The organism is Streptomyces sp. NPDC026515, assembly GCF_055567595.1.
Genome location: NZ_JBVHQD010000038.1, coordinates 26,638 through 50,378, shown reverse-complemented (window position 1 = coordinate 50,378; position 23,741 = coordinate 26,638). Strand labels below are relative to the sequence as shown.

The window sequence follows — 23,741 nt, the reverse complement described above, 5'->3', positions numbered from 1 at the left end:
AGGACCGTGTTGGGGATAGGTGTCTTCACCCGACGTTGCCCGGCCACCGAGCACCGCTAATACCGGATTAGGTTGGGGACGCGGCTGGCGGGTGGTTGACCTTTCAGCGCGGTGTGTCCGCGGTGGTGATTGTAGGTGTGCAGCCACTGCGGAAACGCTTCACGTCGTTCCTGTTCTGTGCGGTAGGGGCGGGCGTAGGCCCATTCGTCGAGGAGGGTTCGGTTGAAGCGTTCGACCTTGCCGTTGGTCTGGGGCCGGTAGGGCCGGGTTCGCTTGTGGGTGATCCCGGCCGCGGTCAGGGCATCGCGCCAGAGGAACGACTTGTAGCAGGCGCCGTTGTCGGTCAGGACGCGTTCGACGGTGATCCCGGCCTGGGTGAAGAAGGTGTGGGCCCGTTTCCAGAAGCCGGTGGCGGTCTCCTTCTTCTCGTCGGTGTGGATCTCGCTGTAGGCGAGGCGGGAGTGGTCGTCGACGGCGGTGTGGAGGTAGCTGTAGCCGGCGCCAGCTCTCGCCAGGGCACTACTCCAGTCGCTGCCAGGCCTGCTGGCAATCGCGGTCGCCGTACTTGCCGTCGGGTCCGGAGTGGCCACCGCCCTGACCCCCAGCAGTCCCAACGGTCTGGGCAACCCGTTTAGAACCCTTCAAAGACGCAGGGAACTCGCGGCCGGGCCGTTGTTCGGGCTCGCGGCCGGGCTCGCGCTCTGGTTCACACTCGGGCTCCCCGCCGGGCTCACGGGCGGGCTCGGACTCACGGGCGGGCTCTTGACCGGGCTCGGACTGGAGCCGGGCGCAAGTTTCGGAGCCCGGGCCGCCATCAAGAACGACGCCTTGGTCGGGCTCGTCGCCGCGCTCGGGTTCGGGCTGACGGCCGGCCTCGGGACCGGGCTCACGGCCGGGCTCACGGCCGGGCTCGGGGTCGCACTCCCGGGCGCTGCGCCAGCTTCGCGACGGCATGCGGTGTTCCTGCTCTGCTCGTGCCGCCGTCTGCCGTTCCGGCTCGCCCCGTTCCTGGACTGGGCCGTCATCGTAGGACTCTGCGGTACAGCGGACCCGCCTACCAGTACCGCCACCGCGAACTCCAGCACTGGCTACGCCAACACCCCACTCCCCCAGCCGCCTCCTGACCGCACAGCCCCTACGGGAGCTCGACACAACGAGCCCGTTCGCAAGGGGGTATCCGCTCGGGACACCATCATCACGACACCCTCCCGCGGAAGGCGAGCCGGAACTGCGTCCTGGCATCGAGATCGAACCAGCGGCCCCACGCACGCTCGGGGAACACCTGCGCTCCGTGGGCAGCGCGCTCAACGACCGTGCGGCACGCGCCTCCAACCAACGCCACCACACGACTGGAGAACTACACCAGCGCTGACCCCCGCCAAGCACTCCGGCCTGAGCAGACAGCGCGGTGCAGTGCCATCGTGCGCCGACAGTCCCGCTTGAGGAGAGACCATGATCCGCGACCATGACCGGCCCCCTCCCGCCAAGACCGCTGCCGATGAGATCCTGAAGGAGTTCGAGGAAACCGAGAACGACCCGTGCCACGAAGAGGAGCCGAAACGGCGCCGGAGGAAAACGGCGACGTCATCACACCCGACTCGGACACCCAAGAAGACGCGAAAGGTGAATGCCTTCCAGTCCGGGCTTGTTGGGTTCTACCGCCCCTACACGCACCCCCCAGGGGCAGCGCCGGTGGCGTCCGGGAGGCGGACGGCCAGCAGGGCGACGTCGTCGTCGTTGTCGTGGGGCCGGGAGCGTTGCAGCAGGTGGTCGGCGAAGGCGTCCAGGTCGCGGTGGGCCAGGGAGGCGGCGTGCCGGCGAAGGTTCTCCATCCCCGCGTCCAATGACTGTCTGCGGGATTCGATCAGGCCGTCCGTGTAGAAGACGAGTGTCGAGGCCGGGGGGAGGGTGACGCGGGCCTCGGAACGTGGCTGGGACGAAGGCATGCCGAGGAGGAGCCCGTTGGCCCCGGTGAGGTAGCGCGTCAGGCCGTCACGACCGACGAGCAGCGGCGGCGGGTGACCGGCGCTGCTCCACCGCAGCTGCCAGGCGCCGGCCGCGTCGACCGCCAGCCGGGCCAGGATCATGGTCGCCATGCGGACGTCGGTGATCTGCGTCATGGCTTCGTTGAGATGCTCGACAATGCCGTGCGTCGGCCGGTCCTGCGACCAGGTGAACGCGCGGATCATGTTGCGCAGCTGCGCCATGCCGGCCGCGGCTTCGAGGTCGTGACCGACGACGTCGCCGATGACCAGTGCGGTGTCACCGCCGGGGAGGTGGAACGCGTCGTACCAGTCGCCGCCGACGTAGGAGGCGTCCGGAGCGGAGAGGTAGCGGGCGGTCATGCCGACCCCCGGCAGGTACGGCAGCTGGGGCAGCAGATAGCGCTGCATGGTCTCGGCGACCTGGCGCTGGCGCTGGTAGTGACGGGCGTTCTCCAGCGCCAGACCGATGCGCCGGGCGATGTCCTCCAGCAGGGCCAGGTCGTGCCTGGTGAAAGCCTCTCCGTCGTCGGAGCGGCCGAGCGTGAGCGCGCCCATGACCTCCCACGGCCCCCGGATAGGGGCGATCACCGCCGTCTTGATCCCCGTCACCCGGAACAGCTTGCGCTGCTCGACGGCGATACCGCTGTCCGGTTCGCCTTCGTAGGTCTGCGGGCCGGCGAGGTTGGACGCCACCCCTCGCAGGGCCCTGGACAGGGGCATGAGAGAGGCGTCGGAGACCGGCGGCATCGGTCCCTGGAGCTCTTCGCGCACCGTGAGGCCGTCGGCACCGGCATGGACCACCAGATACCGTGACACGTCATCGCTCTCCGTGATCAGGTCGATGACGGCCCAGTCCGCGAGGCGCGGCAGTACCAAAGCGACCACGCGGTGCAGCGCCTCGTCCACGTCGTTGTTGGAGATGAGCTGGGCGGTGATGTCGGCGAGCAGGGCCAGCCGTTCCAGCTCCGAAAGGGCCCGGGCGGCGACCGGGGGCGGGACGGGCCGCACCCCGGGGTCGGTGGTGGTATCGCTCATGACCGCTCCTTGTCGAGCCGTGCAACGCGGCGCAGAACGGAGCGGTCGACGCCCGACAGCGCGCTCACCCGATGAGAGCGGAGAACGTCCCGGGCGGGTGACGGCGAACGTCCGGCCCCCGCGGTGCCGGACGCTGTACTGCGGTCGGTGCTTGACGATGTGAGGAACTACCTGGTGAGGCTGCTGTTTCCCCAACAACCGACCGAGCGGCCGCAAAGGGCCACAGGCTCATTTGTAGCACAGGCGTTCCCGTCAGTTCCGCGTCGCACCCGCTCCCCGTACCCACCGGGTTGTCCGCGAGATTCCGGCCTCTTCGGCCGTCTGAGGCTCGATGGCGTGGTGCAGCAGACCGCCCGCGGTCCCTGCGAAGGGCAGGTGTGGTCGCAGGACCCGGAGCGCGATCCTAGCCCGCTCTCCGCGCCACGGTGTGGTCCCGATGCGGTCCCCGCGGCGCGGCCAGCACCTCGCGTGGTCTCGGGAGCCGAGAACCGTGCTGGTGCTGACGGTCTGTGCGGCGCCGGCCCACACTCGGTTGATGTAAGCCAGCGCACGCGCCTGCCCGGGTCGCATGGCGAGGTGCCGGGTGTGGAGACCGCCCTCATGGCCGGGATCGAGCAGCAATCGGTTCAGCTGCTCGACGCTCCCGCCGACGCGGGCCAGGGAGCAGGTGATCGCCGCGGTGATCCGGTGACCGTGCTCCGCGACGCCGCCGGAGGTCTTGGCGTCGGCCAGCGGCAGCCGGGTGTCCGTGTCCCCGAAGTCGGCACCCGTTCCAGGTTGCGCCTGGTGCCGCCACTGGCGTACCCGTCCCGGACCGCCTCCCGGGTGCCCTCCAAGCAGGGCACCGCGGCGGTGTCCAGCACGGCGGTCACCCCAGAGCCACGGGCCAGCTTGTGCAGGTGACCCGGCAGACGGAACCCCGTGACGTCGGTGGCGCAGCTCGCCCCGGCGGCCACCGAACAGCCGTCGAGCAGATGGGGACAATCTTCGAGGCGCCACCCCCTGGCAGCAGCATCGCGCGCCGAGCTCGACCAACGCGTCTGCGGCGTACTGATATGCCCTGCCGACGCACGACAGCATGTTCATGGCGGATCTACGCGCGGCCATGGCGTTCGCCGGGCCGCCCGAACAGTCCCGCGCAGCATGGCTGCTCGCAGCACACTGTCACAGCGAACAGCTCACTGAGCACACCGAAACATCCGGTGCGGAGCGGCTTGAACCCTTCCCGGCAGTGCCGGACGAGGAGTTGCAGTTCCTGCGGGAGCAGGTGCGAGAGTCTCTGGGCGCCAAGTGGCACATGGCGTCGGAGGGGCCGCTGCCGCCGGTTCGACGTAGGCTCTGGCTCGACGGCCCGTATGGCGGGCCGGACGCTTGTGGAGTGGACCACCGCTCGCCGGGCACAGCCTCCAGGATCACGCACAGCCCAGGTGTTGGGTGGACAGTCTGCGCAGCTTGTGGTTCCTCTGCTCGACCGGCTCCGTCGGGGAAGGACGCGCCGCATTCCGGTGCAGGATCGACGCGGATGGTGTGACCGACACCGATCCCGACTGCCCCTCCCGGACTCCGACGGTCTGGGCATTGATTGGCGACTCTGGGGGCTGTTGTGTCAGTGGCGCCGGATACGTTGCTGGGCATGACAAGTTGGATCGACCACGGCGTCATGGCGTGGGTGGACGAAGGGCGAGACGGCCGGCCTGGACCGTCAGAGCGAGACCTACGAGGAGCAGCTGACTCAGCTGATCTGTGACCACATGGGGCTGCCCGCACTGGATCGCGACGCCATCACGGTGGACCGCGCCCTGGTGGCCTCCCGCTAGGTGTTCTGTCCCGGGAGGTTGTGGACGGGTGGCGATGGCTCGCCGGGCTTTGAGTTTGTTGATCAGGCTCTCGACGGTGTTCCTCTCCTTGTAGAGGCTCGCGCCGTGCCTGACGGGCCGACCGCCGCCGGAGCCATTCTTCTTCTTCCGGTTGGCGGCCTGGTCCTTCTTCTCCGGGATGACCGCCTTGATGCGGCGTTTGCGCAGGTGCGTGCGGTTGCCGCGGGAGGAGTAGGCCTTATAGGCGGCGACCGCGTCCGGCCGGGTGCGGGGGCGGCCGACGGGACCGCGGAACCGTGTCTTTCCCAGCACGCGGACGAACTGCGGGCTGTCCGCGGCCTGGCCTGCGGTCAGTACGAACGCCAGCGGGCGGCACTCGCGGTCGGCGGCGAGGTGGACCTTGCTGGTCTGCCCGCCCCTGGAGCGTCCCAGGAAACGTCCTTCAGGCGGAGTCCGCGTCGGCGCCGGGTGCGTCGTCGCTCTTCCCGCTCGGGGGCTGCTTCGGCTTCCTGCCCGTTTCGTTCTTCGGAGTCGCCCCCTTTGACCTGGCCTTCTCCTCCTCGGCCGCGGCCTTCTCCAGAGCAGTGAGGATGTCTTGGCCCAGGTGCATTCCGGCGGCGCCGTGGTGAGCGCGCGGTGGTGGAGTCGATACTGGCCAGGGACAGGTCGCCCTCGCCTCGCTGCGACCGCGATCAGGTCCTCCAGCAGGCCTCGAAAACGCCCTCGTCACGCCACTGCCGGAAGCGGTCGTGCACAGTGGACCAGGCGCCGAACTCCTTCGGTATCTCCCGCCGCTGCCCGCCGGTCTTGAACCGCCAGATCACGCCCTCGAACTGCTGCCCGCAGCCGCTCGGGATACACCCCGGGCCCTGGCTCGCCGTTCCCCCTGGCAGCCAGGGCCCCGCCCCGCTCCGCGGCCATTCAAGCCCTCGAAGCCCGTCCGCCGTAAGCAGTGTCTCACCCGGGGATGCCAGATCATCTTGCGTCACGCGAATGCAACTGACTGACGAGGAATGGGAGTTCATCGGGCGGTACGTGCCGATCGGCGAGTACGGCCCGGGTGGGCCGTCGTCCCTATGAGGGCGTATGCCGCCTTCAGCTTGCTGGCGTGTGTGCCGTGCCCTTGCTGCGGATGCGCTGACGGAGGAAGAGAGCGGCGCGCTCCAGTGCCTCGTCGGCTTCGTCCAGGACGCCGGCAAACGCCTGGAAGACATGTGGAACGTCCGCGGTGACGTCCAGGATGACGTCCACTCCGGCTTCCCTCGCGCGGGTGGCCATGCGCGTGGAGTCGTCCAGGAGCATTTCGTTGGTGCCCGCCTGCAGAAGTATCGGGGGGAAACCGGTCAGGTCGGCGCGGATAGCGGGGCTGAGCATGGGCTGGTGGGGGTCCTGTCCCGCAAGGTACATGGCTCCGGTGCGTTCCAGGCCCTCACGCGTGAAGAACGGATCGATGTCAGCCTTGCTGTCCATGCTCCCGCCTGTCCGGGTCATGTCGAGTCCAGGGGAGAACGCCACGATCGCGGCGGGCATGGGCAGACCCGCGCCGCGAGCGGCGAGGCAGGTGGCGACAGCGAGGCCGCCACCGGCGGAGTCCCCGGCGAACGCGATCGCCGAAGGATCTTCGCCGCTGTCGAGAAGTGCGCGGTAGGCGCTCACCCCGTCCTCGATCGCGGCCGGGAACGGGTGCTCAGGGGCAAGCCGGTAATCCAACGAGAACGCCCTGAATCCTGTTTTGGTCACCAGGTTCCCCGTCAGCGACATCGCCGTCTCGGGTGAACCGACCACGTAGGAGCCGCCGTGGAAGTAGAGGATTGTCCCGGCCGTCGGAGTGCCGGCCGGCTCGACGAGCACCGCGGGCCGGTCGCCGAGCGCCGCAGTCTGGGTGCGGATCCCGGCCGGGACGATCATCTCGGCCATCATCGCCCTGAACCCGGCGCGGAGCTCCTCCACCGCCCGAGGACCCTCAGGACGGGGCCGCCGGACCATCGCGTCGATCTCCGCGCGCTGTTGCCTGCTCAATGTCGCCTCCACCACAAGTGCATGCCAAGGAACTATATGCCCAGGCATCTGTATGGGCGCTAAGATATATGCCATGGCATCTAAGTCAAGCGGTGGCCGGGCCGACCTCCCGGGCTTCTTCGCCGACCTCGTTCGCTGCGAGACGCGCCTCTACAACGCGCTGAACGACCGTCTTCGCGAGCGGCACGGGATCGTCACCTCGCAGTTCGAATTCCTGCGCTTCCTGCGCGACCACCCTGGGTCCCGGGTGGCGGACCTTGCCGCTGAGTTCGCCATCGGGATCGGTGCGACCAGCAAGGGCATCGACCGTCTGGAGAAGCAGGCACGGGTCATACGGCGAACCAATCCTTCGGATCGTCGCTCGTCACTGCTGGACCTCACCGATGACGGCCTGCAGCTCGTCGAGGCGGCGGAGGCGACTTTCACGGAAACGCTGGCCGAGCTGACCGCAGGCACCCTCGGTGGCCCCTCAGGACTGGCCGCCGTACAGGTCCTCTCGGAGCTCCGCTCCACGCTCGAACACCACCAGATCGGCCTGCCCACAGGCTGACTGGCGTGTGCATCCAGTGCGATCGCGCGCCGGCCATGTGATCAGCCTTTGTTGTGAGGCGAATCCCTCAGATTGGTCACAACTCGATACGCACCCCAGCAGGAGGCCTGTGACCTCCGGGTTACGGCAGTTGGATGTCGAGTCCGCTCTTGGCGATGAGTCCCTCGAGGAGGCGGGGCCGGTACTGCATCCGTTTCAGTCGCGTCTTCACCAACGTGGCGAGTTGGTCAAGGCCGTGTTTGGTGAGGTTGGCCAACGACCTCTTCAGGTGTGACCACGCTCCCCTCGACGGGGTTGAACTCGGGAGCGTACGGCGGCAGCTGGTAGACGGTCGGCCGGGATGCAGCGGCAGTACTCCGGCACCGCCGGCAGCCCCGGCACCCTCCCCCGGCACCGCCGGGGCCGCCGCACCGGGCGAGCCCATCACCCTGCGGTCTGCGACGCGCTCGCGACACTGCCCGTCGCAGATGAGAGCCGCGCCTGCTACACCCGGGGAAAGTTCAAGCACTGGACCGACGCTGACAAGAACGGCTGCAACGCCCGCGCCGAAGCCCTCCTGGCCGAAGCCATGACCGCCCCTGAGATCGGCAGGCTGCCCCTGACCGGGGGAACACAGTGGTCCGGGGGCACTGCCGCCGCGCTTCGCCCGGACGGGCACGTGTGGTGGGCGACCGAACAGTGCCGGGAGAGCGCCGCGTTTGCCGGCACTGTGTGCAGGGCGCTCCAGGAACTTCCGGCAATCTTCTGAGGGTGGAGCGCCCGACGCGGCCTCGATGCGCCGACCAATGGCCGGCGCCGGTGGCCGGAGGGGGTTGCCCTTCCGGCCCCTCGGGAGTCGGAGGTACTCACGTCTGCACAGAGAACTCTCGTCGTGAGTGCCTGGCCACATCTCCGCGCATGCCCCAAGCCGGTGTGGGCGCGCCACCATCCGAACGTCTGCGCCGTGGACGACGGACGTCGATGCGTGTCCACCCACCCACTACGAAGCAGCGTCATCCTCGCCACCGGATGGCGCCAGCCCTCCCCGGCTGCCGTGGGCACCGGCGGGTCGGACGCCGGCCCGTCAGTTCCTCAGCAAGGCACGGCAGGCGGCGTGGGCGATCCAGGTCTGGGTGTGGTCGAAAGTCCACTTGCGTTCACCGACCAGCGTCATCCATGCGTGCGGGCCGAGGTGAAAGAACAGCAGGTCGACGGCGTCGGAGGGGCTGACCTCGGCGCAGAGGGCGTCGAGGTCGACCAGACGATCGACTACCTGGGTCAGGGTTTGGACGTAGCCGTCGGCGCCTCTGTCCAGGACCGCCTTGACGGCGGGTTCGCCGGGCGGGTTTCGGTAGAAGAGTCCGTACACGAGGTCCCAGTGCCGTTCATGGGTGATCCGCGTGCCCTCGGCTGTCAGTGCGATCACGGTGCGGGGGTCGTCGCACGCCGCGACCGCAGCCAGGGTGTCGGCGACTGCCGGATCGGTGAGAGCCGGCTCCAGCAGGGCGGCAAGGATGGTCGGCTTGTTCCCCGCGCTGGAGTACACGGTCGGCACGGCGACCTTCGCCGCCTCAGCGATCTCGCCAATGGTGACGCCAGCGTACCCGCGGCTCAGGAAAAGGGAGTGAGCGCTGGTCAGGATGGCTTCCCGGGTGGCGGCCGCAGCGTCGGCACGCCGGGGTGAGGTGTATTTCCGAACGGTCACGGAGACAGTCTACGCCCTTACGATACGTCAATATTTTGAATGTACGCCCCTATAATGAATATAGTGCGTGCATGACGACAGAACTGAATGACTCAGCAGCCGTTCTCGAGACCCGCCTGGCCCACAACGTGCACCGGGTGGCCACGACCCTGCTGGTCGATGCCGCCGGCCGTCCCGGGGTCCCGCTCCCAGCGCTCGCACAGCTACGCGACTTCCTGGTCGTAAACTTGCGCCACCACCACGAGACCGAAGACCACGACCTGTGGCCCCAGATTCTCTCCGCGGCTCCGGAGACCGCCCAGGGGCTCGACGCGCTCACCGACGAACACCATGAACTGGACGAGGCGCTTGACCGCCTCGCCGCCGTCGCCGTCACCGACGGTCCCGGGTCGGACGAGATGATCCGGTCCGAGTTGCACGCCGCGGCCAGCGCCGTGCGGGACGTGGTGCACAGGCACCTGGATCACGAAGAGCCGATCCTCTTCCCAGCCCTGCGCGCCCACATCAGCCCTGCGGCCTGGACGGACTTCGCCCAGCAAGTCATCGCCACCACACCCCCTGTGGCCGGCCACCTGATGATCGGATTCCTTGACGAGGTCGGCACCTCGGCAGAGGTCCAGCTGGTCCTCAAGGGTCTGCCTGAACCGGTGCACCCGTTGCTTCCCGCCATGCGCAGCCAGGCGGTCGAGGACCTTCGCGTCCTTCGGGAGGGGTCATGACACTCGCCCCGCTCAGATGATCGGACGCGGCGGATGCCGCCATCAGGGGCGACCTCACCGTTGCCGCCGCGTACGTCACACCGGCCGGCGGCTCCGTGGTCACGAGCGTCTCACCCGTCGCCTGGGTGACCGGGCTTCACCTACTCGGCAGCCTGCTGGCCACCACGGAAGTGGAGATTTACGGCTGCGACACGGTTGACGGAGGCGGAGGAGATGGAGGATGTGCTGGCCACGCTGTTCGGTCGGCCCGCGCAGGTCGGCGACCCGGGCCTGGCGGTCGGTGTGCTGACCAACCGGCTCCAGCGCACGGCGATCCAGGTCGGGGAATCCGACGAAGAGGTGCCGCCGCCCGGCCGGGATGCGGCCTTCGCGGCAGTGACGACCTCAGTAAATGCGGTCAGCTCCCAACTGGCCGCGTACCAAGGGGATATCGCAGCTACCCGTCGCCTGCCGGCTTGGCCACGAATCCCGCGCTGGCCCTCCGTTTGATCGACCGGACCCTGGGAGCCGGGATCCGCCCATCCTGGGTGGCCGCAGACGAGGTCTACGGAGGCAATCCGCAGCTGCGAGCGCGCTGGAAATCCGTCTGGTCGGCTACGTCCTCGAGGTCGCCTGCGATCACCGGATCGCCACCCGGGCGGGCAAGATGCGGGCCGATGCACTGGCCAACAAGCTGCCCGAACGGACCTGGCAGAAGCTCTCCGCAGACGCCGCAGCCAAGGGGCACCGCCACTACGACTGGGCCCCGGCCCACATTTCCGACGACCAGCGCGGTCACCGTCGTCTACTCGTTAACCGCATCGCAACAGCGGCGAACCCGCCCTCTACCGCTGCTCCTCGACTGCCCCGGTGCCGCTGGCCACGCTAGTGCGGGTGGCCGGGCGCAGGTGCACCGTCGAGGAGACATTCCAGGCCGCCAAGGGCCCGGCCGGGCCGGACGACCACCAGGTCAGACCTGGACGTCCTGGCACCGCTGGTCGCCCTCGCGATGCTCGCCCATGCCTTCCTGGCCGCAGCCACCGCACACGAACGCGACCACCACCCGACCCCAGCCGAGCTGATTCCGTTGACCTGCAATGAGATCCGGCACCTGTTCGCCGTACTGACCACCACCGCCCGCCCAGCCGCCTATCACTTCGGCTGGCCCGTCTGGCGACAACGCCATCAAGTCCGGTCCCGCCTGCCACTACGAACGGCAGGCCGCCCATCAACGATGAAGATCATGATCTACAACTGGAGTATTAGACGGCGAGGAACTCGGCGAGCGGGAAGGAACGGTGGCGACGTGGTGGAACCAGGTAGTTCTGCCGGTGGGTCGTGTTCAGGACCGAGTTGATGCCGGCGTGGGGGCTGCGCGGTTCGACGGGGAGATTCATGTTGGGATAGTGGCCGTCCATGGCGAGCCGGACGATGTTGAAGATCCCGATCGTCGGCTGGAACTGGATGAAGTGCAACCCGGCCGCCGGCTTCGAGCTGTAGTGGTCCCCCGCCGGATCGGACGTGTAGTGGAACGGGTTGTCCAGCGTATCGAAGTCTCCGCGCACGGGGATGGTCGTCCCCGAGGGATATGACTTTCCGTAGTTGCTGGTTTCCTGCTTCGTGGTGCTGTCCACCTCCGACATGCTCCCGGTGTGACCGAAGGAGTGGTAGCGCTTGACCCCTTCCGCCACTTCGGCCTCGGTCGGCCCCGGCGGCTGGAGGGCAAACGTACCCGGCGCGGGAGCGGGGGTCAGGCCCGGCTGGAGCATCGCCTGGACGCGGTCCGCGTACTGGGGGAAGTTCTTCTCGTACCAGGTCTCCAGGTCCTGGAAAAGGTGCGAGAGATGCATGGTGGTGCCCTGTTTGAAATAACCGTTGGGCCACTGGTCGGTGAAACCGGGCAGGGTCTCGAGATTCGCGATGTTGTCGGGTCCCATGTTCGACACCAGGGTGGTGGCGAATCCGAGGAAGCCTTGCGACTGCCGGGGAATCGACTGGGCACCCGGGATGTTCGCCGCCAGCGCCAGCTTGCTCGGCAGGCCCTGCTCCCCGTAGAAACCACCCCCGGAAAAGCCCTGGCGGATACTCGTCACCTTGAACAGGCTGCCCGCCTGATTGCTTCCGGACCCGAAGATCGCGTCGGTGGCCTCCTTGATATGAGCGAGTGTGTCGCTGCGCAGCAGCACCGCCACGTCGTTCTGTTCCAGGCGGACCGGCCCGAAACCGGACGGAGGCTGGTCGCTGGGGAAGGTCCTGGCGTCCTGCAGTGCGTAGACGGTCCGGCCCTCCGCCTTCGAGGTCATCAGGTCGACCGGCAGATAGGCCGGGTAACGTGTTCCCGCCTTGAAGAAGTCCGACCCCTTGTCCAGGGTTGGAATGTAGTGGTGGAAATAGGGAAGTCCCCAGGCTACGGTGACGCCCACCCCCGTGGGAGTGGGTGGAAATTCGCTTTCCAGAGCCACGATGGCGGACTCGAGATGGTGCTGCGCTTCCTGCAAGGCCTTGGCGTTCGCCGGAACATTCAGCTTCGCGGTGATGACGTGATCGTGCAGGGCCGGCACCCGGACCGCGATCGTTCCCTTGCTGCTCTGGACGGCCGAGTCGTCGACCATGACCACCTGCTCGTTCTGCAGGATGTACTGTTCCTGGACGGGCGGCCCGGCAGAGGCGGTCGGACGGTCCGGTCGTTCCGCGATCGTATCGATCATCTTGTAGATGCCGGCGGAGGCCAGCGCGGCACCGAAGGTGCCCGCCGTCCCCTGGAGAAGACGGCGCCTGTTCAGCGCCTGCCGAGGTCCGCCCGCACGCCCTTTTTCGTTGCCGTCCGTCATGGTTCCCTCGCTGTGGAATAGATGGCCACCATCATGGGGCATCGAATTTCCGCCCCCGAAGGCCGTGACTCACCTCTCTGCCACGAATGCCCACCGAAGAGGCTGGGGGCGGAACAGTAAATTCACCGCGCCGATATAAACACACGGGATCCACGGCCGCCGAAGCCAACACGCCATAGAGCCATCGAGACCAGCCGCATTAAACGGAAGCCGAAAGACATCCCATGCTGCGCTACCGAACACCGCCCGGGGGGCGGGGATCCATCGGTGCGCGCCGACGACTGAGGAACCTCTCACCTGGGCGGTACTCCAGCCGGACTTCGGACTTCTGTGTTTCTCCTGGTCAACGGCCTTGCGGTGGGGAGTGTAGCGGGGGTTTCGCGTGCTGTACGTACTCTGGGACGCGTGCGAACTGTGGTGTATGAATATCCGTCCGACAAGGACCTGGTGCGCAGCGCCCAGGATGGCGACACGGCCTCCTTCGGCGCGCTGCTGGAACGGCACTGGGCCGGCATGCGGGCCGTGGCGCTGAGCGTGCTGGGAAACCGGCCGGACGCTGAGGATGCCGTGCAGGACGCCTCACTGATCGCCTTCCGGCGTATCGGCGACGTGCGGGAGCCGGAATCCGTGAGCGCGTGGCTGCGGATGATCGTGCGCAACTCCTGTCGCTCGCGGCTGCGCTCGACGCCTCCCACGACGCCGGTCGCGGACCTGTCCCTGCTCGTGGCGGAGACCGATCCCGAGCAGATCATCGACCGGCATGCCATGCGCGACTGGATCTGGCAGGCGATCGACGAACTGTCTCCCACACTGCGCATGACCGTGATGCTGCGGCACTTCAGCCCGCGCACCCCCTCCTACGACCAGATGGCCGCGCTGTGCGGAATACCCGTCGGCACGGTGCGCAGCAGGCTCGGCGAGGCGCGGAAGAAGCTCGTCGAGGCGATGGCCGCGACCGCGGACTCCGTGCACGCCGATGTCCTGGCTGCGTCTCGGGCCAGCGCCCGAGACGCAGTGGAGACACTGGCCGCGGCGGAGCAGGGGCGTTTCGCGCAGCTCACGGCTGAGCGATGGACGCCTGATGCCGCCTACTACGAGGGGAGGCAACGAGTGGGCGGCCGGGATTTCCTGATCCGTGGCATGGCTGGTGATCTCGAAGCGGGGGTGCGTCAGCGGTTCGTGAGCGCCGTCACCAGCAGGGACACCACTATCTGGGAAATGGACATGGTCAATCCACCGGACGCGCCGGACCACTGCCCGTCGGCCGTCGCCTGGTTGATGACCATGAAGGACGGCAGAATGCACCAACTTCGGCTCTTCCACGCCCCCGGTGTCCAGGACGGCAGAACACCGCCCACGCGAGTATGACGCGTATCACTTTTCGCGATCGAACTTTCCGACATGCGCTGCGTCTTGTGGGTGTTCACAGCACTACCCACACGGAGAACTGATGCGGAACGAAACGGCAGACCTCCTGTCGCCCGGAGCCCACGAGGTTGTGGTGGACGGTCTGAACCAGCGATATCACGTCTACGGCTCGGGCCCCGTCTGCCTGGCCATACCCGGGGGGCCTGGCGTGATCTGGGAATCCCTGCGCGCGCCCAACCTGGAGGAGTTCCTGACCATGGTGTACGTCGAGCCGCTGGGCACGGGAGGATCGCAGCGCCTTCCGTCGCATCCCAACGGCTATACCCGCGAGCGCTACCGGCGCAGCCTCGTGGGCCTGCTCGACCGGCTGAGGTTGCCCCGAGTCTTCTTGCTGGGGCACTCTCACGGTGGTTTCGTGGCCCAGTACGTCGCGCTGCACCATCCTGACCGGCTTCGCGGGTTGGTGCTCTACGAAAGTGCTCCGGTGACGGGCACGGAGCACATGGCCGAGGCCGCCGTCCGGGTCGAGGAATTCGTCCACCGCAACGAGGGCCGACCGGAACTCCACGCGGCGCTCGCTGCGCTCCAGAGTGTCGGGGCCGTCACCGACGACGAGGAGATCACCGCTGCACTGCGCGGTCTGCTGCCCGTCTACTTCGCGCGATACTGGGATCGCGAGGACGAGTTCCGCGGGTTTCGCGAGGCGGTCAGCTGCACCTACATCTCGTCTCTCGACGAGAACGGGGAATCCGACATCATCGATGACCGGGCGGCTCTCCCGAAGCTCACGGTACCCACCCTGGTCGTAGTCGGTCGGCATGACGTGATCTGCGGACCGCGGTGGGCAGAGGAACTCCACTCCCTGATCCCCCGGTCCCGGTTGGTCGTGCTGGAGAACAGCGGGCACTTGGGCCACGTTGAAGAGTCCGAGGCGTTCGCGGGCGCCGTGCGCGCCTTTGCTGCATCGACGTCCGGGTAGAGCTGTCCTCCCCCTGGCCGTCCTTCCGACCCTGGTGCCCGTGATCTCGTCGCTGTCGTATCCGGCGACGATGGGCAGGTGTCTGACAAACGATTTCTCCCACAAGGCGGGTTACGCAGCGAGCATCAAGCGACACCGGGTGCGTCGCTAGTGTCCTGCGCCGGAAGTTCCTGGATAGTTCGTACTGGGCCGCAGGCGGTCAACACGCCTGGTTGCCGACCGGAACCCAAACGCCCGGACGAGACGGATCTACCAACGGATTACTGGCGCAGGACGCTGGCCAGGGGAAAGATTTTCCTGCCCTGATGACAGCCGGACCAGGCTGGTGCCCGGGCAGACGTCGCGTGGGCTGGGGCTACTGCCGGGGCGGCCTGCATCGGGGTGGCGACCACCGGCCCGCGCAATCCGCCCGCTTACCAGTCTGCGCGACAGTCGCGCGGTGCCGGCATCCCGAGACACGGGCTCCAGCACGAGCTCCTGGTGCAAGGCGCCATGACGCCGACTGCGGGGCCGAGTGCGCGGCGCCCTCACCCGGCTCCGGCGCACGGGCAGGTCCGCCTCCGGCCACCGCTTCAGGCGCGTCAAGCCGCGACGCAGAATGCGTGACTACGTCCGGGGGCTGCTGGGCCCGGTCGGCCGCAAAAACGGCTGGAAGCCGGCCGAGCACGCCGGACACCGCACACCCGACCGCCTCCAGCGAATCCTCAGCGGCACCCGATGGGACGCCGACGAACTCCGCGACGACCTCCAGCACTACGTAGCCGAACGGCTCGGCGGGCCCGACGGGATCCTCATCCTCGGCGACACCGGATTCCTCAGGAAGGGCACCACCTCGGCCGGCGTGCGGCGCCAGCACTCCAGCACCGCCGGCCGTACCGAGAACCGCCAGATCGGCTTGTTCGCCACCTACGCCGCCCAAGGCGGACGGGCCCTGGTGGGACGGGAGTTGTATCTGCCCAAGTCCTGGACCGACGACCCCGATCGCTGCCGCGCCGTCCACGTCCCCAACGAGCGGGCCTTCGCCACCGAGCCCGACCTCGCCAAGACCATGGTGCTGCGGGCCGTCGCCTCGCCGCTGCCGCTCGCCTGGGTGACCGCAGACTCGGCCTACGGCGAGGTGTGGCGGCTGCGCCGCATGCTGGAGGAGACCGGACTGGGCCATGTCCTCGCCGTCCCCACGTCCCAGCAGGTGCCGCACTTCGGACGCATCGACGATCTCTTCTCCCAGGCTCCCGACGAAGCGTGGGAGCGACGTTCGTGCGGGAACGGCGCGAAGGGCCCACGTCTCCGCCACTGGGCCGCCCCGCGGATCAGATCCACCGAGGACTTCGACGGCGACATGCCCACCCACCAGCGGTGGGCACCGGCCCGCCGCAGCATCAGCACGCCCGAGGAGATCGCCTACTACCTCTTACGCACCGCTCGGCACCACGGTCGAGAATCTGGTCCGTGTCGCCGGGATGCGCTGGGCCATCGAAGATGCCTTCCAGGCCGCGAAGGACGAATGGCCTGGACCAGTACGAAGTCCGCCGCTACACCGGCTGGATGCGGCACAGCACCTGGCCATACTGGCGCATGCCTTCATGGCCGTCATGGCTGCGGACGCCGCGGCAAAGGGGGCAGCAGAAGCGGTTCCTGCCTCGCGCCCCTCACCGCGGCAGAAGTTCGGCGGATCCTGGCAACTGTCCACTCACCCCTCGTCGTTCACCGCCACCTCGTCCGTGCACGCGCACTGAGATGGTCACACCGGCGCAGACGACGCCAAGCCGTCGCCCGCCGCTGCCACTATCGGCGGCGGCAGCACACGATCGAGGGGCGGCCGGGGAGAGAGAACACGGACCGTCAATCAGCCCACTACACTCACGCAAACCGCCCCTGAACAGGGAAAACGCCAAAGCTCTGCTGGAGTACTAGGCGGGGAAGGTGAAGAGGCGGTACTGCGAGACCTCGGCGAAATCGAATCGCCGGTACAGCGGCTCGCCGGCCGGGCTCGCGGCGAGTGCGGCCAGCCCCATACCGCGATCCTGGCCCACGCGGAGCGCCGCCGCCGTCAAAGCTGTGCCGATGCCGCGTCGGCGATGCGTATCTGCGACGTGGACGATGAAGATCCCGGCCACATCGTGGGCTGCGATCACCACGGTCGTCCCGACGACACGGTCCTCGACAACCGCTGCCAGGCGGACGATGTCCGCGTTGTCCCGACGCTGCGACTCGATCCGCACGATGTCGGATTCGAGGCTCGGTGCGACACCCATGGAAGCGCTGTAGGTGCGTACCAGTTCCGGCAGCAGGCCCTGATCGGTCACCTCCACGATCCGCAGGCCGGCCGGTGGCTCCATCGGTTCGACCGCCTGGCCGAGCGGTCTGACCATCACGGGGATCGTGGTGAACTCCTTCGCCCCACGCTCGGCGAGGGCGGACGACGTGCCTGCGGGGCTGTCCGGGCCGACCCACCACCACCAGGGCACTCCCGCGAGCCGGTCTCGCGCGATGGCAGTGGACTGCTCCACCGCATCCAGGGACCGGATACGGACCACTCCGTTGAACTGTGGCTGAGCCAGCCCACTGCGGAAGTAGTCGAGATCACCGTCAGCGCGGTCCGCCATGCCCCATCCGGTCAGATATTGACGGAAGTTGGCGGTCACGCAGCCCATGCTCTGAGGGTGCCACAGGTCTCGCGGGACGCTGTCCCAGGATGCGCCCGCCGCGAGCGGTTCATCAGCTCTGCTTGATATGTCCGTCATGGGTGTTACCTCTGTCCGAAAGCCTCGGACCTGAGCGGCCCGAGGGTATCTCGTGGCTTGTCCGGCTGCATGGATACCTTGCCGACCGTGCAACCCAGCCGTAGGGTCGTCGTCTCCGCGCCCGGCGTTGCCGGTAGCCATCGGCGGTGTCGGCGGTTGCGTCGAGTGATTCCTGACTGCCAACACCTCACGAACTCTGGCAATGCCGTCCGCAACCAGCCTCTCATTGATCTTGCATGTCAGGGCACCACGATTCGGTAGTCCGAGACGGGCCGGTATCCGATGCGCTGGTAGAGGCTGTTGCTCGTCGGGTTGGCGAGGTCGGTGAAGAGAAGTACGTGTTCCGCGCCGGCGTCGCGGGCCGCCTGGGAAACGGCTGCGGTGACGGCGGAGCCGTAGCCCCGGCCGCGATGCTCGGGCAGCGTGTAGACGGGGGTGAGGCGAGCCGTGCCGGCCACCACCGACGTCATGGCGGCCATGGCCACCGGCTCGTCCCCGACCGTCCACAACCGCCAGCCGCCCCGGCTCATCCGCTCGTCGACAAATGTGTCGAGATCCGCTCCGAGCGAGCCGGCTTCCGCGACGAAACGGGTGCACCAGTCGTGAAGAAGAGCCCGGTCACCGTCGGTCGCCGTCCGCGATGCCCCCGGCGGTGTGACACCAGGGCTCACAAGCGGGCCAAGACGATGGAGGCGCAGGTGCGGTCCGCTCTTCGGCGCGGAGCCGGTGGTCGTCTGCCACGCTTCGGAGAAGGCATGGACCGACGAGTCGTCGGCCAGGAGCTGTGTGAACGGGTGAGCTTGGGTGGCCAGGAATCCAGCCAGGTGCGTTGCCGCGGCCTGGGAGAGGCGGCTCGCGGTCAGCAGGTGCGGTGGCATCCACACGAACGCGGCCGTCGTCGCGGTTTCGTCCGGCTCCCGCCACCAGCCCAGCACCGTGGGCGGGGTTTTATCCCCGGCCCGCAGCTGCTCAATTGTGTCGAGTCCGGACAGCAGCATGGTGTGCAGGTCGGGACGTGCGGCAAGCAACGGCCCCGCCTCAGAGCGAAACACTTCGGGCTTATCCGTAATGAACCAGGTCACGAGATCACATCTCCTGCTTACCCACGAGCGGCAACCCTCAGTGCCGGTGGGAAGCGGTTGGGGGCCCGTCGGCCGCGGCGGACGCGACTGGCGCGCGGTAGGGGCAGCCAGGCTCACGCTCCTGCTGGAGTCCGTGCAGCCGGCTCAGGGCAGGCTGAGTTCGTCCCTGATGAGCTCGGCAAGTGCGGAGGGCTGCGACAGGAAGGGCGAGTGCGAACTGTTCAGCCGCAGCGTCCTGTCTGCGCGCTTCGCGAAGAGTTCCTGGACGAAGGGCGGGATGGCACCGTCTGCTTCGCAGATGATGTAGGTGCTCGGAATCGTCTGCCAGGCGACCGCGGTCAGCTTCTGGGTGATAGCGGCGTAGGACTGGTAACCCAGGGCTGCCGCCGCCTTCTCGGCAATGCTCCTGTCCACGTCGCCGTAGAAGACGTCGACCGGGCTCGCGACGGTCAGGAAGTCGCCGACGCTCTCCTGCTGGTGAAACTCCCACCAAGGTGCCGGGTCGCCGCCCGCGCTCGACAGCAGGGAGTCCCCGGCGTCGAGCTGGAACGCAGCGAGGTAGACGATGCTCTTGACGTTGGGCGCATCGGCGAGTGCCTCGGTGGTGGGGACACCGCCGTAAGAGTGCGCGACGACGACCACGGGCCCGCCGATCGCCTCGACCGCGCCCCTGATGGCGGCCGCGTCGGAGTACATGTCGCCCAGCGCCTTGGGGTCGTCGCCGCACGAGGTGAGGGCCACGGTGTGGACATCGATGCCGGGGAGGTCGTCGATGAGGAGTTGCAGATGCTCGGGCTTGTGCCACGCTCCGGGCACCAGCAACAGCGACGGCAGGGGCATTCGAACCTCATAGGGCAGATGATGCGTTGGGCATGATGTGCGGGCCCATCATGTAGGGCCTCACCGCGCAGCGTCCACGTGATAGATGTCACTGACTATCTATAAGGCGGGATCCGTACCCGACCCTCCGGGGACAGCCCCACCGACCCGCTTGCAGCGCAGGCGGACCCGGCGGCGCCGACCACGACCCGCTGGACCGTGCAGACCGCCCTCGACCTCGGCATCCCGATATCCGGCATCACCGAAGCCGTCTTCACCCGCTCCCTGTCCGGACGCACCGCCCTGCACGCCACCGGCGCCGCACTGCCCGCCCCCTCACACACACCCTCCTCGGCGAACGCGACGCGGCCCGCCTCACCGACCAGGCGAACACGCCCTGTCCGCATCCGAGGTCATCCCCTACACCCAGGGCCTCCACCAGATCCAGGCCGCCGACGACACCTACAAGTGGAACATCGACCTGGCTGCCGTCGCCGCCCTGTGGCGCGCCGGCCGCATCATCCGTGCCGCCTTCCTCGACGGCGTCCGCGACGCCTACGCGACCGACCCCGCCCCGCCCGTTCTGCTCACCGACCCCGGCTTTGCCCAAGGAGTTGGCGACGCCCAACTGCCCTGACGCCTGGTCATGGCCCACGCCACCCGCGACGGCGTCCCTGCCCCCTTCGCGCCCGCGCTCGCCCAGTACGACACCGTGCACACCCCGCGCCTGCCGGTCCGCCCTCACCCAGGCACAGCGCGACTGCTTCGCGGCGCCCACACCTACCACCGCACCGACATCTTCCCTACCCGCTGGGACACCGAGCGCTCCGAAGAACCCAAGCTCTGACCTTGCTTCGCCGGCCACACCCCGTGTCGCACGCGCCGGCTCAGAAATTTGGATTACAGTGACCATCTAACGTGCGACATCTACTCAGGAAAGAGGACGACCATGTCCACACAGAAGGCCGGTACAGCACTCGTCACCGGCGCGACGGCAGGTCTGGGTGCCGCCTACGCCGAGGAGCTGGCGGCGCGCGGGCGCAACCTGCTGCTCGTCGCCCGCGACCAGGCGCGGCTGGAATCTTCCGCAGCGAACCTCACGGAGCGTTTCGGCGTCCGGGTTGCGGTGCTGAGCGCCGATCTGGCCACGCCGATGGGCATGCGGAGTGTCGAGGACCGCCTGGCGGCCGACCCCTCGGTCGACATGCTGGTGAACAACGCGGGCAGTGCCCTGTTCGGCCCCCTGTCCGCGGCAGACCCGGATGGGCTGGAGTGGCTGATTACGTTCAACCTGACCTCCACCACCAGGCTGGCGGCCGCCGCCGCGAAGGCCTTCTCCGCCAGGGGCTCGGGCACGATCGTCAACATCTCCTCCGCCCTCGCGCTCAACATCCTGCCCGTAGGCGCCGTGTACAGCGGGACCAAGGCATACGTGATCGCGTTCACCCAGGCTCTGGCACAGGAGTTCGCCGGTTCCGGTGTCCGCGTGCAGGTGGTGGTACCAGGGGCGCTGGAGACGGCGATCTGGGCCGGCTCGGGAATCGAACTCGACCAGCTGCCCAAGGAGGCCGTCATGGCTCCCCACGACGCCGCACGGGCCGCGCTCGCCGGTCTCGACGCCGGGGAGCTGGTCACGATCCCCTCGCTGCCGGAGTACACCAAGTGGGAGGAGTACGAGACCGCCCGCCAGGAACTCATCCCAGGCCTGTCCCTCACGCGCCCAGCCGAACGCTACACCGGCTGACATCTGGGGCAAGCTCGCTCTTCGTCGGGGCCAGGGGCCAACCGCCCCCGGTCCGTGCCCCCTTCGCGCCCTGCGACTTGGGGTCGGAGCCAACGTGACGGCCGGCCGTTTGCCGTGCAGTACCTCGGCGGGGCGCCGTGGGACCCGGTCAACGCACTGCCGTCACGCCCCGTAGGGCCCGGTCTCGCAGTCGAGGGCCGCCAGGAATGGAGTTGCAGGCGAAGCCCGGGTAGCGCCTGCCGGCCGTGAGTGACGCCAGGGCGGGGCCCGGAGCCGGCCCCGCCGGGCACCAAGGCGCTTGGTCCCATGGCGGCCCTTCCAAGGTCACCTCCGCCAGGCTGCACGCACCGCCGGCGCGGAGCTGCCAGGCTTACGGCGGAACCGCGTCGCACCCAGAAGCAGCCGGGGAAGGGGGCATTCACTCGCCGCCGGCCGCTATGACAGCCAAGCCCGAGCCCGCCGGGTCAGAGGCGGCGTCACAGGCCACGACCTCAGGACGCCGCACCGCGGGGTCCGGTGCCGGCGGACGGTTGGTTTTCCCCACTCGTGGCCACTTCGGCTCCCCACCACGGCCACTTCAGTCCCCGCCGGCGGCCACTTTATGTACGCAGCGTGAGGTCACCCACGGCGGTCGCCCCACCACGGCAGGATCGGAGGCAGGTCGCTGAGCCCACCGGCCGGCCGCTTTGGCATCGGCGACTCCCCGTCGTCCCCGTCCCAACGGCGCGCGTACTGGTCCGGGATGTTGCCCCAGCCCCAGTAGGGAACCGGGCGGTCGGGCACCTCGCCAAGTGCCTCGAGGGGATCAATACGCTTCCCCGCCACCGTGCACAGGTGCGCCCAGTCATCGCCCATGTCGAAGACATAGGCGAACTGTTCGCCGGCCTGCAGCCTGCTCAGCTTGGTCACATGGCCGTCCACGGTACCCTCCGGGGGCTCGCCGTCCCACCGGTCCAGCGGGCTGACATGGGTGGCCTCGGACAACGTGAACAGGTGCAGGTGAGCCAAGTCCCAGCGCGCGAAGGCGAGATCGATGGCCGAGGCGAATTGCGCGAAGGAGTGCGATTGAGCAGCGGCGAACACCCGACCGGGACGCGGCCACAGGTCCGCACCATGACCGGAGACCAACTCCACCCGGATCGACAGCCAGGTACGAGCCACGTCATTCCCCCCTCATGCGCCCGATCCGCGAGTCAGCACCGCGGCTGCTGACTGTGACTGCCGACTTCGGCAGCCCTCGCCACCGCCGCCTGCGACGCTTGCAGGATCTGCTCCGACAAAGGCGTGCCTGCGGTGGCACGGGCAAGAAGTATGCCGCCGACTAGCGTGGCATAGGCAGCCAGGCCGGCATCGCCAGGCGCGATCCACCCCGCGAGTTCCTCGACGCCCCTGGCGTAGGTCTCCCTGTACTCGGGCTCACGCGCGACGTCGCCCGCGAAACCGGCTGCGGGACAACCAGTACCAGGGTTGTCGCGATGCTCGACGGAGAAGTAGGACTCAAGCAGCGACTGCCACGCCGCCTGGTGCCCTCCAGCCTCGTGGTCCAGAGCCACAAGGTCTTGCAAGTTGTCGGCGAACGCCTTGGCGGTAGCCTCGTCGACGAGCGCGGCTTTGGAGGCGAACTGCTTGTAGAAGCCGCCCTGGGTAAGTCCGATCGTCTTCATCACATCCGCAATGCCGACGTTGGCGACACCGTCCTCGCGGAACAGCCGAGAAGCCGCAGCCACCGTTCGCTCCCGGTTGGCCTTCGCTTCTGCTTGCGAGACGCGACTCATTCATCACCCTCCGTAATACCGACTGGCCACCTGTGCTGTTTGCGGCTGTTACAACGACCAGCGGGCCGACACCCCCACCCCTAAGATTACGCCTGTCGTCTATCACCTGCCACAGCCGCAGCCGCCCGTCGGCCGCGATCCCGACGAGCACACCCGACCAGGTCCCGCGGGCGGTGGTCGATCGACCGGTACCCGCCGCTCGCCGCACCGGCGAGCGAGCAAGGCACCCTCGCTCCAGAGGGCACCGACGTCGCCCCGCATGTAAGATAACGACAATCATCTAACAGTCGCGTTGCCGCCCTGGGCGACCTGGGCGGGCACCCACCCGCTCAAGTACCCCTGCGTCATGGCAACCGAAGAGCGGGAAGAACCGAAGCCCGTCCCCGTGTGAGCCGTACTGTCCGTCAGGGCAGCCCCGCAGCACGAACCCAAATCGAGTCACCCTCCGGACAGGGAGTGACCCAAGCCGCCGGGCCGGACAGGCGAGACCCGCAAGACGCCCCGAGAGGGACGCGCAGGAGGCAACTACGACGACATGCGGAACGTATAGGTCGGCGTGCAGACAAGAGCGCCCGGAGGAGGAGGGCACGGAAACCCTCTGCACGTCTCCC

The 23,741-nt window shown here is 68.1% G+C and carries 19 protein-coding genes and 6 pseudogenes; 11 read left to right on the top strand and 14 right to left on the bottom strand.

Translation table 11 applies throughout. The features are described 5' to 3' along the window. Positions 1–56: 56 nt before the first annotated feature. From ACZ4O3_RS42510 to ACZ4O3_RS42490, 5 genes and pseudogenes are all read right to left on the bottom strand, one after another. Positions 57–497: pseudogene (locus ACZ4O3_RS42510) on the bottom strand (integrase core domain-containing protein); the annotation flags it as partial. A 1,167-nt stretch (positions 498–1,664) separates the two neighbouring features. Further along, positions 1,665–3,020, bottom strand: coding sequence for a PP2C family protein-serine/threonine phosphatase (locus ACZ4O3_RS42505; RefSeq protein WP_467727729.1), 1,356 nt, complete (start codon positions 3,018–3,020; stop codon positions 1,665–1,667). A gap of 690 nt (positions 3,021–3,710) precedes the next feature. Beyond that, positions 3,711–3,979, bottom strand: a pseudogene (locus ACZ4O3_RS42500) (selenide, water dikinase SelD); the annotation flags it as partial. Between the two features lie 843 nt (positions 3,980–4,822). Then, a pseudogene (locus ACZ4O3_RS42495) lies at positions 4,823–5,758 on the bottom strand (transposase); the annotation flags it as partial. 174 nt (positions 5,759–5,932) lie between these two features. After that, a complete protein-coding gene (locus ACZ4O3_RS42490; protein WP_467727727.1) occupies positions 5,933–6,745 on the bottom strand; it encodes an alpha/beta hydrolase in 813 nt (270 codons plus the stop codon). 184 nt (positions 6,746–6,929) lie between these two features. Here ACZ4O3_RS42490 and ACZ4O3_RS42485 point away from each other — a divergent pair, with 184 nt between their 5' ends. Further along, complete coding sequence (locus ACZ4O3_RS42485; RefSeq protein ID WP_362720949.1) at positions 6,930–7,406, top strand: MarR family winged helix-turn-helix transcriptional regulator; 477 nt, start codon at positions 6,930–6,932, stop codon at positions 7,404–7,406. Between the two features lie 121 nt (positions 7,407–7,527). On the opposite strand, the pseudogene ACZ4O3_RS42480 reads toward ACZ4O3_RS42485, so the two are convergent. Beyond that, a pseudogene (locus tag ACZ4O3_RS42480) lies at positions 7,528–7,738 on the bottom strand (transposase); the annotation flags it as partial. Between the two features lie 8 nt (positions 7,739–7,746). Between ACZ4O3_RS42480 and ACZ4O3_RS42475 the strand changes: the two are divergent. Then, a complete protein-coding gene (locus ACZ4O3_RS42475) occupies positions 7,747–8,154 on the top strand; it encodes a hypothetical protein (protein ID WP_467727734.1) in 408 nt (135 codons plus the stop codon). Positions 8,155–8,469: 315 nt separating this feature from the next. Here the strand turns inward: ACZ4O3_RS42475 and ACZ4O3_RS42470 are convergent, their stop codons facing one another. Next, positions 8,470–9,090: a TetR/AcrR family transcriptional regulator gene (locus tag ACZ4O3_RS42470; protein ID WP_362720946.1), complete on the bottom strand. Its 621-nt coding sequence runs from the start codon at positions 9,088–9,090 to the stop codon at positions 8,470–8,472. A gap of 71 nt (positions 9,091–9,161) precedes the next feature. Here ACZ4O3_RS42470 and ACZ4O3_RS42465 point away from each other — a divergent pair, with 71 nt between their 5' ends. Continuing rightward, positions 9,162–9,809, top strand: coding sequence for a hemerythrin domain-containing protein (locus ACZ4O3_RS42465; protein WP_467727724.1), 648 nt, complete (start codon positions 9,162–9,164; stop codon positions 9,807–9,809). 213 nt (positions 9,810–10,022) lie between these two features. Beyond that, positions 10,023–10,298: a hypothetical protein gene (locus tag ACZ4O3_RS42460; RefSeq protein WP_467727723.1), complete on the top strand. Its 276-nt coding sequence runs from the start codon at positions 10,023–10,025 to the stop codon at positions 10,296–10,298. Between the two features lie 460 nt (positions 10,299–10,758). Here the strand turns inward: ACZ4O3_RS42460 and ACZ4O3_RS42455 are convergent, their stop codons facing one another. Together ACZ4O3_RS42455 and ACZ4O3_RS42450 are read right to left on the bottom strand one after the other, a co-directional pair. Beyond that, entirely contained in the window at positions 10,759–10,974 is a 216-nt protein-coding gene (locus ACZ4O3_RS42455; RefSeq protein WP_467727722.1) for a hypothetical protein, read from the bottom strand. Positions 10,975–11,050: 76 nt separating this feature from the next. After that, positions 11,051–12,619, bottom strand: a complete 1,569-nt coding sequence (locus ACZ4O3_RS42450; RefSeq protein WP_467727720.1) for a DUF7405 family protein — start codon at positions 12,617–12,619, stop codon at positions 11,051–11,053. Between the two features lie 447 nt (positions 12,620–13,066). Here ACZ4O3_RS42450 and ACZ4O3_RS42445 point away from each other — a divergent pair, with 447 nt between their 5' ends. From ACZ4O3_RS42445 to ACZ4O3_RS42435, 3 genes and pseudogenes are all read left to right on the top strand, one after another. Further along, entirely contained in the window at positions 13,067–13,987 is a 921-nt protein-coding gene (locus tag ACZ4O3_RS42445; protein WP_467727718.1) for an RNA polymerase sigma factor, read from the top strand. An 82-nt stretch (positions 13,988–14,069) separates the two neighbouring features. Further along, the gene (locus tag ACZ4O3_RS42440; protein WP_467727716.1) at positions 14,070–14,966 is read left to right on the top strand and encodes an alpha/beta fold hydrolase; all 897 of its coding nucleotides are present in this window, start codon (positions 14,070–14,072) and stop codon (positions 14,964–14,966) included. 514 nt (positions 14,967–15,480) lie between these two features. Next, positions 15,481–16,702: pseudogene (locus ACZ4O3_RS42435) on the top strand (IS701 family transposase). A gap of 174 nt (positions 16,703–16,876) precedes the next feature. On the opposite strand, the gene ACZ4O3_RS42430 reads toward ACZ4O3_RS42435, so the two are convergent. The 3 genes from ACZ4O3_RS42430 to ACZ4O3_RS42420 form a co-directional block, all read right to left on the bottom strand. Beyond that, on the bottom strand, positions 16,877–17,620 hold the full coding sequence (locus ACZ4O3_RS42430; protein ID WP_362716820.1) for a GNAT family N-acetyltransferase: 744 nt from the start codon (positions 17,618–17,620) through the stop codon (positions 16,877–16,879). A gap of 329 nt (positions 17,621–17,949) precedes the next feature. Then, positions 17,950–18,792 carry a GNAT family N-acetyltransferase gene (locus ACZ4O3_RS42425; protein ID WP_467727715.1) on the bottom strand — a complete coding sequence of 281 codons (843 nt, stop codon included), beginning with the start codon at positions 18,790–18,792 and terminating at the stop codon, positions 17,950–17,952. A gap of 144 nt (positions 18,793–18,936) precedes the next feature. Beyond that, positions 18,937–19,632 (bottom strand): alpha/beta hydrolase, encoded by a 696-nt coding sequence (locus ACZ4O3_RS42420; protein ID WP_467727714.1) that lies wholly within the window; start codon positions 19,630–19,632, stop codon positions 18,937–18,939. 198 nt (positions 19,633–19,830) lie between these two features. Between ACZ4O3_RS42420 and ACZ4O3_RS42415 the strand changes: the two are divergent. From ACZ4O3_RS42415 to ACZ4O3_RS42400, 4 genes and pseudogenes are all read left to right on the top strand, one after another. Beyond that, positions 19,831–19,875: pseudogene (locus tag ACZ4O3_RS42415) on the top strand (hypothetical protein); the annotation flags it as partial. Between the two features lie 133 nt (positions 19,876–20,008). Continuing rightward, positions 20,009–20,248: a hypothetical protein gene (locus ACZ4O3_RS42410; protein ID WP_467727732.1), complete on the top strand. Its 240-nt coding sequence runs from the start codon at positions 20,009–20,011 to the stop codon at positions 20,246–20,248. 9 nt (positions 20,249–20,257) lie between these two features. Next, positions 20,258–20,458 carry a hypothetical protein gene (locus tag ACZ4O3_RS42405; protein ID WP_467727713.1) on the top strand — a complete coding sequence of 67 codons (201 nt, stop codon included), beginning with the start codon at positions 20,258–20,260 and terminating at the stop codon, positions 20,456–20,458. A gap of 102 nt (positions 20,459–20,560) precedes the next feature. Next, positions 20,561–21,355: an SDR family NAD(P)-dependent oxidoreductase gene (locus ACZ4O3_RS42400; RefSeq protein WP_467727711.1), complete on the top strand. Its 795-nt coding sequence runs from the start codon at positions 20,561–20,563 to the stop codon at positions 21,353–21,355. A gap of 618 nt (positions 21,356–21,973) precedes the next feature. On the opposite strand, the gene ACZ4O3_RS42395 is transcribed toward ACZ4O3_RS42400, so the two are convergent. Further along, on the bottom strand, positions 21,974–22,516 hold the full coding sequence (locus ACZ4O3_RS42395) for an IS1096 element passenger TnpR family protein (RefSeq protein WP_467727710.1): 543 nt from the start codon (positions 22,514–22,516) through the stop codon (positions 21,974–21,976). A gap of 32 nt (positions 22,517–22,548) precedes the next feature. Then, positions 22,549–23,130, bottom strand: a complete 582-nt coding sequence (locus tag ACZ4O3_RS42390; RefSeq protein ID WP_362716806.1) for a TetR/AcrR family transcriptional regulator — start codon at positions 23,128–23,130, stop codon at positions 22,549–22,551. Between the last annotated feature and the right edge of the window lie 611 nt (positions 23,131–23,741).

Excerpts from the sequence above, each read along its gene's own strand:
- ACZ4O3_RS42475 (WP_467727734.1), top strand. The coding sequence starts at position 7,747 with ATGCAGCGGCAGTACTCCGGCACCGCCGGCAGCCCCGGCACCCTCCCC.
- ACZ4O3_RS42505 (WP_467727729.1), bottom strand. The coding sequence starts at position 3,020 with ATGAGCGATACCACCACCGACCCCGGGGTGCGGCCCGTCCCGCCCCCG.
- ACZ4O3_RS42450 (WP_467727720.1), bottom strand. The coding sequence starts at position 12,619 with ATGACGGACGGCAACGAAAAAGGGCGTGCGGGCGGACCTCGGCAGGCG.
- ACZ4O3_RS42485 (WP_362720949.1), top strand. The coding sequence starts at position 6,930 with ATGGCATCTAAGTCAAGCGGTGGCCGGGCCGACCTCCCGGGCTTCTTC.
- ACZ4O3_RS42440 (WP_467727716.1), top strand. The coding sequence starts at position 14,070 with ATGCGGAACGAAACGGCAGACCTCCTGTCGCCCGGAGCCCACGAGGTT.
- ACZ4O3_RS42400 (WP_467727711.1), top strand. The coding sequence starts at position 20,561 with ATGTCCACACAGAAGGCCGGTACAGCACTCGTCACCGGCGCGACGGCA.
- ACZ4O3_RS42430 (WP_362716820.1), bottom strand. The coding sequence starts at position 17,620 with ATGGGCTGCGTGACCGCCAACTTCCGTCAATATCTGACCGGATGGGGC.
- ACZ4O3_RS42465 (WP_467727724.1), top strand. The coding sequence starts at position 9,162 with ATGACGACAGAACTGAATGACTCAGCAGCCGTTCTCGAGACCCGCCTG.
- ACZ4O3_RS42390 (WP_362716806.1), bottom strand. The coding sequence starts at position 23,130 with ATGAGTCGCGTCTCGCAAGCAGAAGCGAAGGCCAACCGGGAGCGAACG.
- ACZ4O3_RS42455 (WP_467727722.1), bottom strand. The coding sequence starts at position 10,974 with ATGGCGTTGTCGCCAGACGGGCCAGCCGAAGTGATAGGCGGCTGGGCG.
- ACZ4O3_RS42405 (WP_467727713.1), top strand. The coding sequence starts at position 20,258 with ATGGCCCACGCCACCCGCGACGGCGTCCCTGCCCCCTTCGCGCCCGCG.
- ACZ4O3_RS42420 (WP_467727714.1), bottom strand. The coding sequence starts at position 19,632 with ATGCCCCTGCCGTCGCTGTTGCTGGTGCCCGGAGCGTGGCACAAGCCC.
- ACZ4O3_RS42460 (WP_467727723.1), top strand. The coding sequence starts at position 10,023 with ATGGAGGATGTGCTGGCCACGCTGTTCGGTCGGCCCGCGCAGGTCGGC.
- ACZ4O3_RS42490 (WP_467727727.1), bottom strand. The coding sequence starts at position 6,745 with ATGATCGTCCCGGCCGGGATCCGCACCCAGACTGCGGCGCTCGGCGAC.